Annotated in this window: 15 protein-coding genes and 1 riboswitch; of the genes, 7 read left to right on the forward strand and 8 right to left on the reverse strand. The window is 59.2% G+C overall.

Annotated elements, in window-relative coordinates:
* The first annotated feature begins 5 nt into the window (after nt 1–5).
* Genes CU103_RS02575 through CU103_RS02590 form a run of 4 tightly spaced genes read left to right on the forward strand, consistent with a single transcriptional unit; the run spans nt 6 to nt 3,445 of the window.
* Nucleotides 6–464 (forward strand): GNAT family N-acetyltransferase, encoded by a 459-nt coding sequence (locus CU103_RS02575; RefSeq protein WP_245448552.1) that lies wholly within the window; start codon nt 6–8, stop codon nt 462–464.
* Nucleotides 461–1,336 (forward strand): ABC transporter permease, encoded by an 876-nt coding sequence (locus CU103_RS02580; protein WP_106662327.1) that lies wholly within the window; start codon nt 461–463, stop codon nt 1,334–1,336. The genes CU103_RS02575 and CU103_RS02580 overlap by 4 nt, the downstream gene beginning before the upstream one ends.
* Nucleotides 1,333–2,433: an ABC transporter permease gene (locus CU103_RS02585; RefSeq protein ID WP_106662328.1), complete on the forward strand. Its 1,101-nt coding sequence runs from the start codon at nt 1,333–1,335 to the stop codon at nt 2,431–2,433. The genes CU103_RS02580 and CU103_RS02585 overlap by 4 nt, the downstream gene beginning before the upstream one ends.
* Before the next feature lie 25 nt (nt 2,434–2,458).
* The gene (locus CU103_RS02590) at nt 2,459–3,445 is read left to right on the forward strand and encodes an ABC transporter substrate-binding protein (RefSeq protein ID WP_106662329.1); all 987 of its coding nucleotides are present in this window, start codon (nt 2,459–2,461) and stop codon (nt 3,443–3,445) included.
* Between the two features lie 153 nt (nt 3,446–3,598).
* Here CU103_RS02590 and ilvD read toward each other — a convergent pair whose 3' ends face one another.
* Nucleotides 3,599–5,452, reverse strand: a complete 1,854-nt coding sequence (gene ilvD, locus CU103_RS02595; RefSeq protein ID WP_106662330.1) for a dihydroxy-acid dehydratase — start codon at nt 5,450–5,452, stop codon at nt 3,599–3,601.
* Nucleotides 5,453–5,627: 175 nt separating this feature from the next.
* Entirely contained in the window at nt 5,628–5,864 is a 237-nt protein-coding gene (locus tag CU103_RS02600; protein WP_100000660.1) for an Lrp/AsnC ligand binding domain-containing protein, read from the reverse strand.
* 108 nt (nt 5,865–5,972) lie between these two features.
* Nucleotides 5,973–6,059: riboswitch (glycine riboswitch) on the forward strand.
* Between the two features lie 213 nt (nt 6,060–6,272).
* Here CU103_RS02600 and CU103_RS02605 point away from each other — a divergent pair.
* Complete coding sequence (locus CU103_RS02605) at nt 6,273–7,547, forward strand: D-amino acid dehydrogenase (protein WP_106662331.1); 1,275 nt, start codon at nt 6,273–6,275, stop codon at nt 7,545–7,547.
* A gap of 42 nt (nt 7,548–7,589) precedes the next feature.
* On the opposite strand, the gene CU103_RS02610 is transcribed toward CU103_RS02605, so the two are convergent.
* Both CU103_RS02610 and CU103_RS02615 read right to left on the reverse strand, forming a co-directional pair.
* The gene (locus CU103_RS02610) at nt 7,590–7,985 is read right to left on the reverse strand and encodes a type II toxin-antitoxin system VapC family toxin (RefSeq protein ID WP_106662332.1); all 396 of its coding nucleotides are present in this window, start codon (nt 7,983–7,985) and stop codon (nt 7,590–7,592) included.
* 15 nt (nt 7,986–8,000) lie between these two features.
* The gene (locus CU103_RS02615; protein WP_106662333.1) at nt 8,001–8,243 is read right to left on the reverse strand and encodes a type II toxin-antitoxin system VapB family antitoxin; all 243 of its coding nucleotides are present in this window, start codon (nt 8,241–8,243) and stop codon (nt 8,001–8,003) included.
* 312 nt (nt 8,244–8,555) lie between these two features.
* On the opposite strand from CU103_RS02615, the gene CU103_RS02620 reads away from it, so the two are divergent.
* Both CU103_RS02620 and CU103_RS02625 read left to right on the forward strand, forming a co-directional pair.
* Nucleotides 8,556–10,484, forward strand: coding sequence for an autotransporter assembly complex protein TamA (locus tag CU103_RS02620; RefSeq protein ID WP_106662628.1), 1,929 nt, complete (start codon nt 8,556–8,558; stop codon nt 10,482–10,484).
* A complete protein-coding gene (locus CU103_RS02625) occupies nt 10,481–15,082 on the forward strand; it encodes a translocation/assembly module TamB domain-containing protein (RefSeq protein WP_106662334.1) in 4,602 nt (1,533 codons plus the stop codon). The genes CU103_RS02620 and CU103_RS02625 overlap by 4 nt, the downstream gene beginning before the upstream one ends.
* A 24-nt stretch (nt 15,083–15,106) precedes the next feature.
* On the opposite strand, the gene CU103_RS02630 is transcribed toward CU103_RS02625, so the two are convergent.
* From CU103_RS02630 to CU103_RS02645, 4 genes are all read right to left on the reverse strand, one after another.
* Nucleotides 15,107–15,628: a winged helix DNA-binding protein gene (locus tag CU103_RS02630; RefSeq protein WP_106662629.1), complete on the reverse strand. Its 522-nt coding sequence runs from the start codon at nt 15,626–15,628 to the stop codon at nt 15,107–15,109.
* A 76-nt stretch (nt 15,629–15,704) separates the two neighbouring features.
* Nucleotides 15,705–16,688 carry a TRAP transporter substrate-binding protein gene (locus CU103_RS02635; RefSeq protein WP_106662335.1) on the reverse strand — a complete coding sequence of 328 codons (984 nt, stop codon included), beginning with the start codon at nt 16,686–16,688 and terminating at the stop codon, nt 15,705–15,707.
* 16 nt (nt 16,689–16,704) lie between these two features.
* On the reverse strand, nt 16,705–18,021 hold the full coding sequence (locus tag CU103_RS02640; protein ID WP_106662336.1) for a TRAP transporter large permease: 1,317 nt from the start codon (nt 18,019–18,021) through the stop codon (nt 16,705–16,707).
* 4 nt (nt 18,022–18,025) lie between these two features.
* Entirely contained in the window at nt 18,026–18,610 is a 585-nt protein-coding gene (locus tag CU103_RS02645; RefSeq protein ID WP_106662337.1) for a TRAP transporter small permease, read from the reverse strand.
* Between the last annotated feature and the right edge of the window lie 3 nt (nt 18,611–18,613).

The raw sequence follows: 18,613 nt of genomic DNA on the forward strand, positions 1-18,613 counted from the left end.
GCAGAATGATTATCCGGGCCGCCAAATTGCGCGACATGCCCGAATGCGCGGAGATCGTCAATGCGTGGATCGACGCCACCAACTGGATGCCCCGCGTTCATCCTCGAGAAGAAGTGGTTGAGTTTTATCGGGACACCGTCTTTTCGCGGTTCCAGGTCTTCGTGGCCGAGAATGACAATCACATCGCCGGCATGATCGCCCTTGCTCCGGATAACACTGTCAGCGCTCTCTATGTGCATGACGACTACCGGCATAAGGGGGTCGGCAAGGCGTTGCTCGATCGTGCGAAGACGGAAGCCACCGGGCCGGTGCAGCTATGGACCTTCGTCGCCAACCGCGACGCGCGAGCATTTTATAAGCACGAGGGTTTTGCGGAAGTCAGGCGGACAGAAGGCGATAACGAAGAGAAATTGCCGGATATTCTTTATCGCTGGCAACCGGATAGTGCTGAGGCAAAGCCATGAACTTCATTCGCAACAGTGTCATTCCGGTGGGCACCGTTCTCATTGCAATTCTCGCGCTCTGGTATGTCTTTGCTGTCATTCTCAACGCGCCTTTCGAGCGCGACCAGGCCGCACGCGCCAACACGACGATTTCGACTCGCCAATTGATCGCGAACACCATGGCGCAGGAGCGCCCCGTCCTGCCCGCGCCGCACCAGGTGGCAGCGGAGATCCGCAAGACCGTATTCGATATCAGCCCGACGTCGAAACGCAGCCTTGTCTACCATGGCTGGGTGACGCTTTCCTCGACGCTGCTTGGCTTTGGTCTCGGAACGCTTCTGGGCATTTTGCTGGCGATCGCCATCGTTCATTCGCGCACGCTCGACAAGAGCCTGATGCCGTGGATCATCACCTCGCAAACCGTGCCGATCCTTGCCATCGCGCCGATGATCATCGTCGTGCTCAACGCCGTGAACATCACCGGGCTTCTGCCCAAGGCAATGATCTCGACCTATCTGTCCTTCTTCCCTGTCGCTGTCGGCATGGTGAAGGGCCTGCGCTCGCCGGAGATCATGCACCTCGACCTGATGCGCACCTACAACGCCTCGAAGGCGCAGCTATTCTGGAAGTTGCGCTGGCCGGCATCCATGCCTTACCTCTTTACCTCCATGAAGATTGCCGTTGCCATCAGCCTCGTCGGCGCCATTGTCGGCGAATTGCCGACAGGCGCCGTGGCGGGCATTGGCGCGCGCCTGCTCGCCGGTTCCTATTATGGTCAGACAGTGCAGATATGGGCGGCGCTGATTGCGGCGGCCTTGATGGCGGCTGTTCTTGTCAGTTTGATCGGGCTCATTGCGAACATGGTCAACCGGCGTATGGGGGTGCGGCCATGAAACGCTCACCCCTTGCCATCATCGCCTTCATCCTCGCGGCGGGTTCCCTGGTGCTGCCAACGGGGGCGGATGCTCCGGGGCTCTTCTTCTTTTCGGCGCCCGCCATACTCTTTGCTGCGGCGGCTGTCGCGTTGTTCGTGCCACCTTCAAATACGTCATTGGTCGCCCTGCTTGTGCTGGTTCACGTCGCGGCGTTCTGCCTGATAGGCCTGCTTGGCTCCTTTGAAATTACCGGTCCTGCGGCCGGTTACTGGTGCATGGTGGCGGCCGCGTGGCTCCTGGCCTGGCTCGGCGTGCAAAGGCTTGCTGCACTGAGACTGGCATCGCCCGACGCACAGCGTCTGGTCAATCTCGCCCTGCCCGTGCTGTTCGGGGCATGGCTTTTGATCCTGTGGGAAATCGTCGTGCGCGGCTTCGGCGTACCGGCAATCCTTCTGCCGCCGCCATCGATGATTGCATCGCGCATCGCGTCGTCGGTGCCGACGCTGTGGGCTGACTTCCAGCAGACCTTTTTGAAAGCGGCGATTGCCGGTTATGTCATCGGCTGCGGCTCGGGTTTTCTGGCGGCGATCATCGTCGACCGTGTGCCCTTCCTGCGCAAGGGCCTGCTGCCGATCGGCAATCTCGTCGCGGCGCTTCCCGTCGTCGGCATCGCACCGATCATGGTCATGTGGTTCGGCTCCTACTGGGAATCGAAGGCCGCCGTGGTGGTCATCATGACGTTCTTCCCCATGCTGGTGAACACGGTGGCGGGACTCGCTGCATCGGGCGCGATGGAGCGCGATCTGATGCGCACCTACGGCTCGAGCTATGGCCAGACGCTGCTGAAACTGCGGCTGCCCGCGGCAATGCCGTTCATCTTCAATGCGCTGAAGATCAATTCTACGCTGGCACTGATCGGCGCCATCGTCGCCGAGTTCTTCGGGTCGCCCATCGTTGGCATGGGCTTTCGCATATCGGCCGAGGTTGGCCGCATGAATGTCGACATGGTCTGGGCTGAGATCTTTGTCGCAGCGCTCGCCGGTTCACTGTCCTACGGACTGATTACACTCATAGAAAGGGCTGTCACGTTCTGGCACCCATCCTATCGAACCTAACAACAAGAACAGAGGAGAACTAAACATGAAGAAAACGGTTGCACTCTCACTCGGCCTTGCCATGACCTTGATGGCAAGCTCGGCACTGGCAGCCGACAAGCTGACCTTGCAGCTCAAATGGGTCACGCAGGGCCAGTTTGCCGGCTATTACGTGGCCAAGGACAAGGGTTTCTACGAGGAAGCCGGCCTCGATGTCGAGATCAAGCCAGGCGGTCCGGATGTGGCTCCGCCGCAGGTGATCGCCGGTGGCGGCGCGGATGTGGTGATCGACTGGATGCCCTCAGCTCTGGCAACGCGCGAAAAAGGCCTGCCGCTGGTCAATATCGCCCAGCCCTTCAAGCGTTCCGGCATGATGCTGACCTGCCGCAAGGAAACCGGCATCACCAAGCCGGAGGACTTCAAGGGCAAGACGCTCGGTGTATGGTTCGGCGGCAATGAATATCCGTTCCTGTCCTGGATGAACCATCTCGGTCTCAAGACCGATGGCGGGCCGCAGGGCGTGACCGTTCTCAAGCAGGGCTTCAACGTCGATCCATTGATCCAGAAGCAGGCCGACTGCATCTCGACCATGACCTACAACGAATATTGGCAGGTAATCGATGCCGGGATTCCGGAGGACCAGCTGGTGACGTTCAAATATGAGGACGAGAAAGTCGCTACGCTGGAAGACGGGCTTTACGTACTGCAGAAGAGCCTGGATGATCCCAAGATGGTCGATAAGCTGGCGCGTTTCGTCAAGGCCTCGATGAAGGGCTGGGAATACACCCGTGCCAATCCGGATGAGGCCGCAACGATCGTACTCGACAACGATGCGAGTGGTGCCCAGACCGAAAAACACCAGAAGCGGATGGTGGCGGAAATCAACAAGCTGACGGAAGGCTCCGATGGCGTGCTGGATGTGGCAGCTGCTGACCGCACCGTGGAAACGCTGCTCGGTGGCGGTTCCGATCCGGTCATCACCAAGAAGCCGGAAGGCGCCTGGACGACAAAGATCACCGACGCGGCGAAGTAGGGTCTTATCTCCCCCCTTGTGGGGAGATAATCCAAGAGAGGGATTTGCAGTCATTTCGAAATCCCTCTCTTGCGATTTCCAGCACTTAGCAAGGGCTAAGATGCTGAGATCGCTTTCTCTCCCACAAGGGAGAGATAATGGCACGCTAGTTACTCAGTTCCACTCATCCGGGATTTGACGTACCGCACCCTTTGCGGCACTTGTCGCCATGGCGCCATAGGCGCGCAGCGCTGTGGTAATCTTGCGCTTACGCTTCTCGGACGGCTTCCATGCAGCCGCGCCCCTGGTTTCCATATGCGCGCGCCGGTCGGCCAGAACTGCATCTTCAACGGCAAGATGGATCTTGCGGTTGGGGATGTCGATATCAATGATATCGCCTTCCTCGACGAGGCCGATCAAGCCGCCTTCCGCCGCCTCCGGCGAAACGTGGCCGATGGACAAACCCGAAGATCCTCCCGAGAACCGCCCGTCGGTGATCAGGGCGCAGGCTTTGCCCAGGCCCTTGGACTTCAGATAGCTGGTCGGATAGAGCATTTCCTGCATGCCGGGTCCGCCGCGCGGACCTTCATAGCGGATCAGCACGATATCGCCTGGCTTGATGCCGCCATTGAGGATGCCGAGCACGGCGCTGTCCTGGCTTTCGAAAATGCGGGCAGGGCCGGAGAATTTCAGGATCGATTCGTCGACCCCTGCGGTTTTGACGATGCAGCCGTCTTCGGCGAGATTTCCATAAAGTACCGCCAGTCCGCCGTCCTTTGAATAGGCATGTTCCGCGTTGCGGATGACGCCCTTCTCACGGTCGAGATCGATATCGGCGAAGCGGCGTTCCTGGCTGAATGCGACCTGTGTCGGCACGCCGCCCGGTGCTGCCATGAAGAAATCATGCACGGACTTGTTCTTGGTGCGAACCACATCCCAGCGATCGAGCGCCGCACCCAGATTGGCCGCATGCACCGAATAGACCGAGGTGTCGATCAGACCGGCACGGTCGAGTTCGCCGAGAATGCCCATGATACCGCCCGCATGGTGCACGTCTTCCATGTGCACATTGGCGACCGCAGGCGCCACTTTGCACAAGACAGGCACGCGGCGGGACAAGCGGTCGATATCGCTCATGGTGAAATCGACCTCGCCTTCATGGGCGGCGGCCAGCAGATGCAGGACCGTATTCGTCGAGCCGCCCATGGCGATATCGAGTGTCATGGCGTTTTCAAAAGCTGCAAAGGATGCAATCGAGCGCGGCAGTACGGTCTCGTCGTCCTGCTCGTAGTAACGGCGGGCGAGATCCACCACCAGATGCCCGGCCTCGACGAAGAGACGGCGGCGATCCGCATGGGTTGCCAGTGTCGAGCCGTTGCCCGGCAGCGACAGGCCAAGGGCCTCGGTCAGGCAGTTCATCGAGTTCGCCGTGAACATGCCGGAACAGGAGCCGCAGGTCGGGCAGGCAGAGCGTTCGATCGCCTTGACTTCCTCGTCGGATATACGGTCGTCGGCAGCCGCGACCATGGCATCAACCAGATCGAGCTTCCTTTCCTTGTCTTCCCAGACAACCTTGCCGGCTTCCATCGGGCCACCGGAAACGAACACGACAGGGATGTTGAGGCGCAATGCCGCCATCAGCATGCCGGGGGTGATCTTGTCACAATTGGAAATGCATACCATTGCGTCCGCGCAATGCGCGTTGACCATGTACTCGACGCTGTCGGCGATGATCTCGCGGCTCGGCAGCGAATAGAGCATGCCGTCATGGCCCATGGCGATACCATCATCAACGGCGATCGTGTTGAATTCCTTGGCCACACCGCCAGCGCTCTCGATTTCACGGGCGACGAGCTGGCCAAGATCCTTCAGATGCACGTGACCGGGCACGAACTGGGTGAACGAGTTGACCACCGCGATAATCGGCTTGCCGAAATCCTCGTCCTTCATGCCGGTCGCGCGCCAGAGCCCGCGGGCACCGGCCATGTTTCGACCATGTGTGGTTGTGCGTGAACGATAGGGAGGCATCTTGTGAAAATCCTGATGGTGAATTGCGAGTTGGACAGCATCTCTACAGAAAAACCGCTTCCATGGCAAAGAATGGAATTTTGTTACCCGGATGAGAGCTTTTCATTGCGATGATTACATAGGGGAGCTCATTGCCGCATGAAACGGGACGTAATGTCTCGGTTCTCGTGCGGACCTAGAACGCTGTGAAGGTCATTGTCGTCAGCGAACGGGCAATGCCCTGGATGTCGAGCACATTGTCATTGATGAACTTGCCGATATCCTGATCCTCGGGAATGTAAATCTTCATCAGCAGATCGTAGTCGCCGCTGGTCGAATAGAGTTCCGAGACGATTTCGCGTTCGAAGAGCGCAGCCGCTACCTCATAGGTTTTGCCGGGGAAACATTGCAGCTGCAGGAAGACGGGTTTCATGAATTTACTCCGGAAGGACAGGTTTTGTGCTTCGCCAACATAATGGGTTGGCTCGAGCTTAGCCAGTTGTTCTCTTCTCGCAACTGCGATATAAGCGGCACCGTTCGCACAGGCTATCTGGGAGAGACCGGTAAAACCGGCGCCGATGGAGCAACCGCCCCGGAAACTCTCAGGCAAAAGGACCAGACTAGCGTCGGACATCTGGAGAGAGGCGTGGCCAATTTGGTTTCGCCCACCGAAGGAGAAAGCCCTGACCGGTGATGCACCGGTTACGCTGCCAACGACATGGGTGACAAACACCCGGCGGGCGCGTGAGGGCCAAACTCTCAGGTTCCGTGACAGATGGGGTTTCGTGCCGTTTTGAACGGCGAAACTGAAACCATGTGTTGCTGAAGGACTTCGTCTGTCATGACCAATATCGCCATTATCGGCGCCGGTATCACCGGCGTTACGACCGCTTATGCGCTCGCCCGTCAGGGCTACTCCGTCACTGTTTTCGACCGCAACCGCTATGCCGCGATGGAAACTTCCTTCGCCAATGGCGGTCAGCTTTCGGCGTCGAACGCCGAGGTGTGGAACAGCTGGTCAACCGTTCTCAAGGGCATGAAGTGGATGCTGCGCAAGGATGCGCCGCTGCTGATGAACCCGAAACCATCCTGGCATAAATATTCCTGGATGGCGGAATTCGTGATGAATATTCCGCATTACGAGAAAAACACGATTGCAACGACGAAGCTCGCCATCGAAGCGCGCAAGCGCATGTTCGAGATCGCTGCCGAAGAGAAGATCGATTTCGACCTCGAAAAGCGCGGCATACTGCACATCTACCGCTCGAAATACGGTTATGATCACGCCGTCAAGGTCAACAGGCTGCTGCGGGCTGGCGGCCTTGACCGCCGTGCTGTGACCAATGAGGAAATCAGCTCGATCGAGCCGGCTCTTGATGGTTCGTTCTATGGCGGCTTCTTCACCCCGTCGGATTCGACTGGCGACATCCACAAATTTACCCGTGGGCTTGCCGATGCGTCGGTCCGGCGCGGAGTCCTCTTCGCCGGCGATGCCAATGTGCAGACGCTAAAGCACGGTGCTGACGGCGTCGTCGTTTCCTGGAACAAGGCTTCCGTCACGCCGTCAAAAGTCCAGACAGCGCGCTTCGATGCCGTCGTCATCTGCGCGGGCATCGCCAGCCGCAGGTTCGCGGCGCAGCTTGGTGACCGCGTCAATATTTATCCGGTCAAGGGATACTCGATCACCATCAATCTCAATGACGATGAGAGCCAGAAGTCTGCGCCCTGGGTCAGCCTGCTCGACGATGATGCGAAGATCGTCACCAGCCGTCTCGGCGCCGGGCGCCTGCGCGTTGCCGGAACCGCCGAGTATAATGGCGAGAACCGCGACATTCGCCACGACCGCGTCAAGCCGCTGGTTGACTGGAGCCGGGATCTGTTTCCGGGGATGGACACATCCAACGTCGTGCCATGGGCGGGCTTGCGTCCGATGATGCCGGACATGCTGCCACGGGTCGGCAGCGGCAAGCGCCCCGGCGTATTCTACAATACCGGTCACGGTCATCTGGGCTGGACATTGTCGGCGGCAACGGCGGAGATCGTTGCAGGTCACATCAGTGCCGCAATGCCGGTTGATACAAAGCCGCAAACCGAATGGTTGGCGGCTGCGGAGTAGACAAGATAGGAGCGCCTGTGGATTCAGGCGCTCCTTTTGCTTTTACGCAGCATCAATATCTGTCCTGGAAAAATCATTGCCCTTGTAAAGTAGGGGCAGGCGGTAGTGCCGTGCGCACGCATAGGCAAAACAGTCGCCGAAATTCAGATCGGCGGGATGGCGGTTCTTGCCAAAACGATCAAACGCGGCGATGGCGATGAATGCTGCCTCCGGTGGTATTGAAACCAGTTGGATTTTCATTGCAGTTAGAAACGCCTGTACGGCATTCGCCGCCTCGGCGATCCCGATACCAAGAATGCGAGCAACATTGATCGCAGTTTCCCAGACTGCCGACGGCGAGGTCATGCGATTGTCGGAAGCTTGTAAGCGCGCTGCGAAGTTCCGTGCGTCGTCCTCGTCGGTCATCATGGCCACCATGGCCGAAGCATCTACGAACATCGGGCCCGCCCTGTGTTAGTCGTAAAGACTGTCTCGAAATGCCTTGTCTGCAGGAAGACCTCTATTGAGATTGGCCTTGGACTTGAGGTCGCGGCAGAAACTCGCGGCTATTTCGACGAGCGTAGGCTGACTGAGCTGTTCGTCGAGCGCTTGTTGCAAAGCAAGCCTTACAGCCTCGGTTTTGGAGGGCGCCTTGACCGCTGCCTGATAGCGGCGTGCCAGATCGTCTATCCTGTCGTCTTTAATGTAAAGCGGCATAGGTATATCCTTAACGGTATATATAGTATATAAGTAAGGGATATCTTCTGGGACTGCAACAGGGACATGAAATTTCACGTGAATAACAAAAAGTGATCCGCAATTCGGGCAGGATACGGGCGGTATTGTGGCCTTAAGGTCACAAGCCGCGCCTTGCACAGCCGCGCCAGGGCTATGGCGGGTTGGCCAGCCAGTACCGGCATGTTATCGTTTTCTTAAGCTCGGGAGGCGAATTTTATCGATCGCAGGTAATGTTTCTCCGTTCCTGCGGCGTATTTGTGTGTTTTTCGTGAGTAGGGATTTAACTGGTTGATCGACTTGAGGCGCCCACAGGCCAGTTTTTTCGGCGCCGCTCTGCTGGCATTTACCGCTCTTGTTTCGCCAGCGCAGGCTTTCGACCTTTTCGGCATTCATCTCTGGGGCGAAAGGAAAGATGCGGATGCGGATGCGGTAATCGCCGATCCGCACAAATACACCGTAGACATTTCAGCCATTGACAACAAGGAAACGAAAAAGCTTGTCGAAGGGGCATCCAGCCTCATAGCCGACGAGGACAAGCCGGCGTCCGGCGCTGCGGGCCTGCTTGCGAAGGCAAGGGGCGATTATCGCCGCATCCTTGGCGCTCTCTATGCTGATGGCCGCTATGGCGGAACAATCAGCATCAAGGTCGGTGGAAAGGAAGCCAGCGATATCCCGCCGGATGCAACGCTGCCAAACCCCGCGCCGGTGACGATCTCTGTCGATCCGGGTCCCCAGTTCCTGTTCGCCACCGCCCGCGTCGAGAACATGGCGCCCCCGCCGATCGATCCGAAGGACGTGGTGGATCGACCGGAAGACCAAGGTTTTGCTCCCGGTGATGTCGCCAGATCGACGGCCATCGTCAAGGCTGAACGGCTCGCTGTCGATGCGTGGCGTGAACAGGGGCATCCCAAGGCAAGAATTGTCTCGCGCGAAGTGCTTGCCGATCATAACAACAACAGGGTCGATGCCACAATTGAGGTCGATCCCGACCGGCGCGCTGTTTTCGGGCCGGTGGGGGTGACGGGGACAGAGCGCATGGACCCGGAATTCGTCGCTTTCATCACCGGCTTGCAGCCTGGGGTGGAGTATGACCCCGATGAGATCGAACGCGCCAGGAAGCGCCTGTCGCGTCTCGAGGTCTTCCGGTCGGCCCGCATCGAGGAAGCCGAGGCTATCACGAGCGGCGGCCTCCTGCCGATTACAGTCGCCGTTCAGGAACAGAAGCTCCGGCGTTTCGGTTTGGGCGGCTCCTATTCGACGCTGGATGGCGCCGGTTTCGAAGCATTCTGGCTGCACCGCAACCTGTTCGGCAGGGCAGAGCGGCTGCGCTTCGACGCGAGGATCAGCGGCATCGGGGATCAGTCCTACGATCCGCAGGATTATAGCTACCTGCTTGGCGTCAGTTTCACCAAGCCGGGCGTCTTTACGCCCGATACCGATTTCATCTCGTCGCTGATCGGCGAGCGCAAAGTTCTCGACGCTTATACCCAAACGTCGGTTACCGCCGATGCCGGCTTCACCCACGTTTTCTCCGATGAACTATCCGGCAAGATCACTGCGAATATCTCAAAATCCCGCTTCGACGATGATTTCTTTGGCAAGCGCGACTTCCTGACAGCTGGTCTGCTTGGCGGTCTGACCTATGACAGCCGCGACAGCAAGGTGGATCCCTCCCGCGGCTATTTTCTCGAAGGGCTGCTGTCGCCATTCTACGAGTTCGAGTACGGCAATTTCGCCACCAAGTTCACCGCCGAAGGCCGCACCTATTACAGTTTCGATGCAGACAGCCGCTTCATTCTCGCTGGCCGCTTGAAACTTGGCACGATCGTGGGAGCCGAGGTCGCCGAACTGCCGCCTGACCAGCTCTTCTTCGCCGGTGGCGGTGGCTCCATACGTGGTTATGCTTATCGGAACGTGGGCGTTAACGTGACGAGGGATGGCGAGGACTTTGTCATTGGAGGACGCTCGCTGATCGAAAGCTCCGTGGAGGCACGCATCCGCATGACCGAGACGATCGGCGTCGTTGGTTTTGTCGACGCAGGCTATGTTGGCGAGGAGTCCTTCCCGGATTTCGCCGAGAACATGCGAGTGGGTGTGGGCGCCGGTCTGCGTTATAATACCGGCCTCGGCCCCATTCGGCTCGATTTCGCCGTGCCGCTCGACCCGACGGACGACGATCCGGATTTTGCATTTTACGTTGGCATAGGACAGGCGTTTTGACCAGGATCATAGCAGTCATATTTCTGCTGCTGTTTGCAGCCCCGGCTGTGGCGCAGGATAGTTCCGAGGCTGAGAAGTCCTACTTCCTGAGCTTTGTCCAGAATCAGCTCTCGACGCCCAATCGCCAGATCGTCATCTCGGATATCCGGGGCGTTCTCTCGTCCGAGGCCAGCATCGGCAGTATTACGGTCGCCGATCGCGAAGGCATCTGGCTGAGGGTCACCAATGCGAAAATCGTCTGGAGCCGCCTCGCGCTTTTGCGTGGCCGCCTCGACGTCAACACGCTTGCCGCCGATCGCATCGACATATTGCGCAAACCGCTGCCCGATGAGAGCCTGCCTTCACCCGAAGCAAAACCCTTCAGCCTGCCGGAACTGCCATTGGCCGTGATCCTGCAGGACTTACAGGTAGGGCGTATCGCATTCGGTGATGGAGTTTTTGGTCTGAAATCGGAAATCTCCCTGGCTGGCAATGTGAGGCTTGAAGGTGGTTCGCTGGATTCCAACCTGCAGGTGCAACGCCTCGACGGCCCGGGCGGCGAGTTCAAGATCAAGGCCGCCTACGCAAATGAAAGCCAGAAGCTCGATCTCGACCTGACGCTGAACGAGCCGGAAAATGGCATCGTCGCCAACCTCCTGAACATCGAAGGCAAACCACCCGTGGCGCTGGCTCTGAAGGGCTCAGGTCCCTTGAGTGACCTCGCTCTGCAGTTGACGCTCGATGCGGCCGGCAAGCGTGTGTTGACCGGTGAAACGAAGCTTGATCGCCAGACTGACGGGCTTGGCTTCCAAACCACTGTGAATGGTGAGATCGCCGGACTGATACCGCCAATCTTCCGTGACTTTTTCGGCAATGAAACAGCACTCATCGTCAATGGGGTATTGCGTGACGCCGGAGGTGTGGCGCTTGACCGATTGAATATCAAAAGCAATGCATTGGCTCTGGATGCAACGGGCGAGACCACGAATGATGGTTTCCTCCGCCGCCTCAAGGTCGATGCGACCATTGCCGACCCGACCGGCAAGAAGGTGATCCTGCCTGTGAAGGGCGGCGAGACGACGGTCGACAAGGCTGTGCTGGCTGTCGCCTATGGAACCAACCGGGGTGACGACTGGACGAGTACAGTCGAGATAACGAATTTCACATCGGACAGCTTCGCTTCGAAATCCATCAATCTGATTGGCCGGGGCCTTGCCCAGAATATCGACAACCCGACGGAGCGTTCGCTGACTTACGACGTGACGGGCGATATCTCGGGCGTCACCGCCAAGCGCGCGGACATCGCTGAAGCGCTGGGTGAACTCATTCAGCTCAAGATCAATGGTGACTGGAAGGCAGGAAACCCGGTCAATCTCAAGCAGGCGCTGATCGCTGCCAATGGCTTGAGCGCGTCGCTGACCGGCACCATCAACGACTTTGCCTATAGCGGCGACATTTTTGTGAAGGCATCGAGCATAGCGCCATTCTCCGCGCTGGCGGGTCGCGATCTCGCCGGTTCGATCGATCTGAAGGCCAATGGCCTGGTCGAGGCATTGACGGGCGGCTTCGACCTGATGCTGGACGGCTATGCCACCGGCATGCAGCTCGGCATCGATGCGGCCGACAAGGTGCTTGCGGGCGAGACGCGCATCACCGGCGGGCTGGCGCGCAACGCGAACGGCCTCACTGCCAGGAACTTCAAAGTCGTGAACCCGCAGACGCTGGTCACGGCCGACGGCACCTTTGCGAGCGGCGCGGCAAACTTTGATTTCGGGCTCAATCTCACCGATCTCGCGCTGCTTTCCGAAAAGGCCGGTGGCGCGCTCAAGGTCAGGGGCAGTGCACGCGGTCAGGATAATATCATCGCGCTTGCCTTCAATGCCGGCGTACCCGAAGGCACCCTGTCCGGGCGCAAGCTGACGCAGGGTGATCTGACCTTTAACGGCACGCTTTACAAGGGCATCGTCGACGGCAAGGTGTCGGGCCTCGCCTTCCTGGATGGTATCCGCGCCGACCTTGCAACGGAAATCGCCGTCCACGATGATGAAAAGCGTCTCAGCAATATCCAGTTCATTGCGGGCGGCACCCGCCTTCGCGGCGACGTCACTCAAGATAAAAAGGGATTGCTACAGGGCAATCTGACGCTCGCTTCCAGCGACGTGTCGACGGCCGCAGCATTGTTTCTGGTCGAGGCGACAGGCAAGGCAGATGCGACGATCGCTCTCGCGCATGACGGAGAGAAGCAGAATGTCGATATCAAAGGTCAGATCGACGGCTTGAAAGCCAATGACATTGTCATCGGCAAGGCGGCGGTTGCGCTGGCGGCGCAGGATATTTTCAAGGTTCCATCGGCCAACGGATCAGTGACGGCATCTGACGTATCGGCATCGGGCATCGACATAACCGGCCTCGACGCCCAGGCGACGCAGGACGGCAAGACCACCAATTTCAAGATGAATGCCGGCCTGAAGAATGGCGCCAGGACGTCCGTGGGCGGCTCGCTGCAGCCGACCGACAAGGGTTATCTCCTGTCTCTCGCCAATGCGGATCTGACGCGTGGGGCACTGAGCGCCAGACTCGTCCAGCCCGCCACAATCAACGTTGCGGGCAGTAATTTCACGCTCAGCGACATCATCCTCGACGTCGGCCATGGCAAGGTGACGGTCAGCGGCGAAATTGCAGAGACGCTTAACCTGGCAGTTGCCATTCAGAGACTGCCGCTCGATATCGCCAATACGATCAAGCCGGATCTTGGGCTTGGCGGCGAGATCAACGGTACGGCAAGGATCGGTGGCACGCGCGTGAAGCCGGATGTCAATTTTGACATGCAGGCTCGTGCCATCACAGCTGCCGCATTGAAAAAAGCCGGGCTCGACGCGCTCAACCTCGACGCGAAGGGTACCTCCACGACGGACCGGCTCAATGTCGATGCGCATCTCACCGGCGCCGGTGGGCTCGATGCTTCCGCCAAGGGTTCGATACCCCTTGCGCAGGGCCAGCTCGGCGTGGATTTCGATCTGAAGAGTTTTCCGCTGAACGCATTGAATGACGTTGTGAAGGGCCAGAACCTGGCCGGGAATATTTCCGGGCGTGGCCGGGTCACCGGTACTTTGCAAAGGCCCAATGCCGAGTTCGATCTGAAAGGCGCAGGGCTTTCCGCCAGGCCGCTGCAGGAGGCAGGCCTTGCACCATTGCAGCTTGCCGCCGCCGGCCGCTTTGCCAACAATACGCTGACCCTCTCCTCCGCCAAAGCGGATGGACCGCAGGGCTTCACCGTTTCGGCCAGTGGCAACGTCCCGCTGTCCGGGTCGGGCCTCGGCATCAATGTTACCGGCAATATCCCGCTGTTCCTTGCCAATCGCTTCATGGCCGATCGCGGGACCCAGGCAAAGGGTGTCATCGAAGTGACCGCGTCGGTGACGGGTAGTTTTGCACAACCGCAGATACGCGGCATGTTTTCGACCAATGGTGCGGAGGTCCTCGATCCGGAAGCCAATATCAGGCTGCAGCGCATAACGCTGCTTGGCAGCATGGACGGAACGACCATCACCATCCGCACGCTCAATGCCGCGCTGTCGACCGGAGGAACGATCAGTGCCACCGGCACGATTTCTACGGATGCCGCTGCTAATTTCCCGGCAAATATCGACATCAGGCTGGACAAGGCGCGCTATGCCGACGGCAATCTCGTGGTCGCTACGGTTACCGGTGCACTTGCCGTCAAAGGTCCTCTGACCCGCGACCCCGTCATTTCCGGCAACATCAATATCGATCGTGCCGAAATCACGGTTCCGGAAAGCTTCGGCGGCTCGAACGCGGTCATCGACGTCAAGCACAGGGATCCGTCCAGGGCCGTGGAGCAGACACTGAAGCGGGCAAGGGCGGACCAGCCGCAAGTGGCGACACCGACGGCCCGCCCCAGCGTCGTGCGGCTCGACATAAACGTTACCGCCCCCAACAGGATCTTCATCCGCGGCCGCGGCCTCGATGCGGAAATCGGCGGCTCCGTTCGCCTGACCGGGCCCGCTACCGATATTCAGCCGGTCGGTGCATTCGACCTCATCCGTGGCCGCCTCGGCATTCTCGGCCAGCGCATTACTTTCACCGAAGGTCAGGTCACGCTGGTCGGGGATCTCGATCCCGAATTGAACTTCGTTGCCAGCACGCAAGGTACCGATATCACTGTGAACGTCACCGTCCGGGGCCGTGTTTCGGACCTGCAAATCAGCTTCTCGTCGCAGCCTGAACTGCCCCAGGACGAGGTCATGGCGCGGCTGATCTTCAACCGGTCGATCAGCGAATTGTCACCGCTGCAGGTGGCCCGTCTGGCGGCCGCCGCGGCCGAGCTTGCGGGCGGCTCGAATTCCTCCCTGCTCGAAAGCTTGCGCAAGAGCACCGGCCTCGACGATCTTGATGTGGTGACCGACAGTCAGGGCAATGCCGGTGTGCGGGCCGGACGCTATATCCGCGACAATGTCTATCTGGGTGTCGAAGCTGGTGCCGCCGGCAAGACGAAGGGCACCATTAATCTGGACATCACCCCCAGCCTGAAAGCCAAGGGTTCAATCGGTAGCGATGGCGATTCCGGCGCGGGATTGTTCTTCGAAAAGGACTATTGACCGGCCCCGGCACCGTGGATGAAGCTACATCGAGGCAGCGGCCCGGCAGGCTTGGTCGTAATGGCCGGAAAGCGCGCGAATGCGTGCTGCGATCACCGAGAGTGTTTCGCCGGAAACTTCCGTGGCGAGCACGGATTTGACCAGGAGTGCCTCCCGGATCGCCGCGTAACGCGCGCAGGCCGCCTCTCCCGCGCTTGTGGCCATCACCAGTTTTTCCTTGCCGCGTTTGCCGGCCTTGATCAGCTTCAATCGCTCCAGTTTCTTCAGCGCATAGTTGACCACATGCGTGTCTTCGATGTTGAGGACCAGGCAAATATCGGCGAGCGTCTTCGGCTTGCCGCGACTGTTTATGTTGTGAAGGACCAGAACATCCAGCGGCGAGAGATCGGGAACCCCTGCCGCCGCCATGCAGCGCACCATCCAGCGGCTGAAAGCATGGTTCAGCATGATCATGCCGAACTCGATCTCAGAGAGTGCGGGAAGGGCGCCCGTCGCAAGATGCCCCGATGAAACAATGGGTCCGAGCGTTTCTTCGTCACTTGCCACGATCAAGCCTCTCCTGCCGGAATTCAGATTTTTTCAAACGCCGCCGGCCGGCGGCGTTTGAATGCTCTCCGCTCTATTACATTTTCTTGTAGGCATCCAGAATGGCGGTACCTTTGTCGCCTGCCTTAGTCAGCCAGTCCTGGGTGAGCTTGGAACCTATTTCGCCGAGTCCGTTTTTCAAGTCGTCGCCCGGTGCTTCGACGGACATGCCATTGGACTTGAGCTGGTCCATGTAGCTTGCGGTCTTTGCGGCCGCGAGCTCCCAGCCGCGCGTCTCGGCGTTGGCTGCTGCCTCCAGGACCGCCGTTTGCACCGCCGGATCGAGAGCTTCGAAGCTCGCCTTGTTGACGAAGATCACGTTCTTCGGAATCCAGGCCTGCGTATCATAATAGTGGGTCAGCGACTCCCAGATCTTGCTGTCGACACCGGTGGCGCTCGATGTCATGAGCCCGTCGACCACCCCCGTAGCAAGAGCCTGCGGCAATTCCGCTGCCTGTATGGTAACTGGCTGAGCGCCGACAAGTTCGGCGATCCGCGAGGTGCCGACATTGTAGGCGCGCCATTTGAGGCCCTTCATATCGGCGACGGTCACCAGGTCCTTCTTCGTGAAAATGCCCTGTGGCGGCCAGGGGGTCGCATAAAGCAGTTTCAACCCTTGAGCATCCAGCGCGGCGGCCACGGTCTCCTTTGATGCGGCCCAGAGCTTCTTCGACTGATCGAAGCTGGTGGCGAGGAAGGGCACCACGTCGACACCGAAGACGGGATTTTCGTTCTCGTGCAATGACAGCAGGACTTCGCCAGCCTGGGCCTGGCTCGTCTGCACCGCCCGCTTGATATCCGGCGCTTTGAACAGAGCCGCATTGGGGTGAATGGTAATCTTCAATTCGCCTTTCGTGGCCGCATCCACGTCGGCGGCGAACTGGGTCAGATTCTGTACGTGATAGTTGGCCGGTGGATAGGCCGACGGCAGGACCCATTGCGTTTCCGCTAATGAGGGTACGGCGGTTGCGAGCAAAGCCGCGGCAGCAAAGCCAAGACCGGCGAGCGTGGATGTTCCCATTTCCTATCTCCTTTGATTATCCCGGGAATGCCATTCGCGGCAGAACCATCACGATTTCCGGGAAGATGGTGATGATGGCGACAGTCGCCATGAGCAGAAAGAAGAAGGGCAGCGCCGCGCGTGCCACCGTCAGACTGTCTCGCCCGCTCATGGTTTGCAAAACGAAAAGATTGAAGCCAACCGGCGGCGAGACCTCCGCCATTTCGACGATCAGCACCAGGAAGATGCCGAACCAGACGAGATCGAAGCCGGCTTGCTGAATCATCGGCAGGACGACGACGGTGGTCAGCACGATCATCGAGAGGCCGTCGAGTGCGGCGCCCAGCAGGATATACATGATCGTGAGTACAGTGATCAGCGCATAAGGGCTGAGATGAAAACTGTCGACCCAGGCGGCAAGCGCATTCGGTATGCCCGTATAGCCCATGGCGATCGACATGAAGCCGGCGCCGGTCAGGATCAGCATGATCATGCAGGTGAGCCGGGTCGCGCCCATGACGCTCTCCCAGAAGGCGCTCCGTGTCAGTGTGCCCGACCATGCCGCGATTCCCAGCGAGCCGAGCACGCCCCAAGCGGCACATTCGGTTGCCGTCGCCCAGCCAAGCAGCAGCGTGGCGAAGACGAGTACGATGAGCAGCATGACCGGGATGAGGTTGACGGATTCGCTCAGCTTCTGTTTCAACGTCATTTTTGGTGGTGCCGGGGGCATTTTGTCCGGATTCATGAGTGCCCAGATAGCGATATAGCCGGAGTAGAGCACCATGACGACGGCGCTCGGCAGGAAGCCCGCGAGGAATATCTGGATGATGGAAACATTCGCCGCGACGGCATATACGACCATGGTGATCGAAGGCGGAATGAGAATACCAAGCGTCCCTGCGCCCGCCAGCGAACCGAGACTTACCATCTCGTCATAGCCGCGCTTCTTGAGTTCGGGCAAAGCAATCTTGGCGATCATTGCGGTCGTCGCCGCCGACGATCCGGAGATAGAGCCGAAAAGTCCGCAACCAATCACATTTACATGCATCAGCCGTCCGGGCAGCCAGCCGAGCCAGGGCGCGAGGCCGCGGAACATTTCTTCCGAGAGGCGCGTACGAAACAGGATCTCGCCCATCCAGATGAAGAGCGGCAGTGCTGCGAGACTCCATGAGGCGCTGTTGCTCCACGAATTTGTGGCAAGCACCGAACCGATAGGAATACCGCCCGGTACGAACAGCATGGCAATCCAGCCACAGACGAGGAGTGCGATACCGATCCAGACGCCGCTGGCAAGCAGCGCAAGCAGGACGACCAGAACAACACCGGCAATTTCAACCAGTTGAAGCGTATCCATTGTGTTACGCTCCGCTCTGCATGGCGCGTTCGATGATCTCCTCGGGGGTTTCCGCCGGCGGTCTCTCATAGCGCGGGGCGCCGCCGAGGAGCACGTGGATCAGTTCGTCGATGAAGGCGATCGCAAGGACCACCAGCCCGCCGGCGAATCCGAGTTGCGGTATCCAGAGAGGGACCGCTATCACACCCTGAGACAGATCGTTGAAGCGCCAGGAAAAACTCGTCATCTGCACCGCGTGCCAGGCGAAATAGAGTGTCGAGGCCAACCCGATCAGAAGGCAGACTATCTCGATCGCCTGCCGCGTGCGTCCACTGAATCGATCGATCAGCAGCCCGACGCGGATGATCTCACCGGAGCGGAATGTGTGCGCCAGTCCGAGAAACGCCGTGGCCGCCATGCACCAGGAGGCAAAATCGTCGGCCGCCGGCAGATCGATGCCAAGAGGCCGTCCGGCGGACAGGGCCAGCATGATAAGGAAAATGGCGATCAGGAAGGCGCCGGCCAGGTAGCCGGACCAGAGATAGAGGCCATCGAGAAGTTTGCGCACAATCGTCACCGAAGCGGCGCTGCGTGAAGTCTCAGAGGACATATG

The organism is Phyllobacterium sophorae, assembly GCF_003010965.1.
GTDB lineage: Bacteria > Pseudomonadota > Alphaproteobacteria > Rhizobiales > Rhizobiaceae > Phyllobacterium > Phyllobacterium sophorae.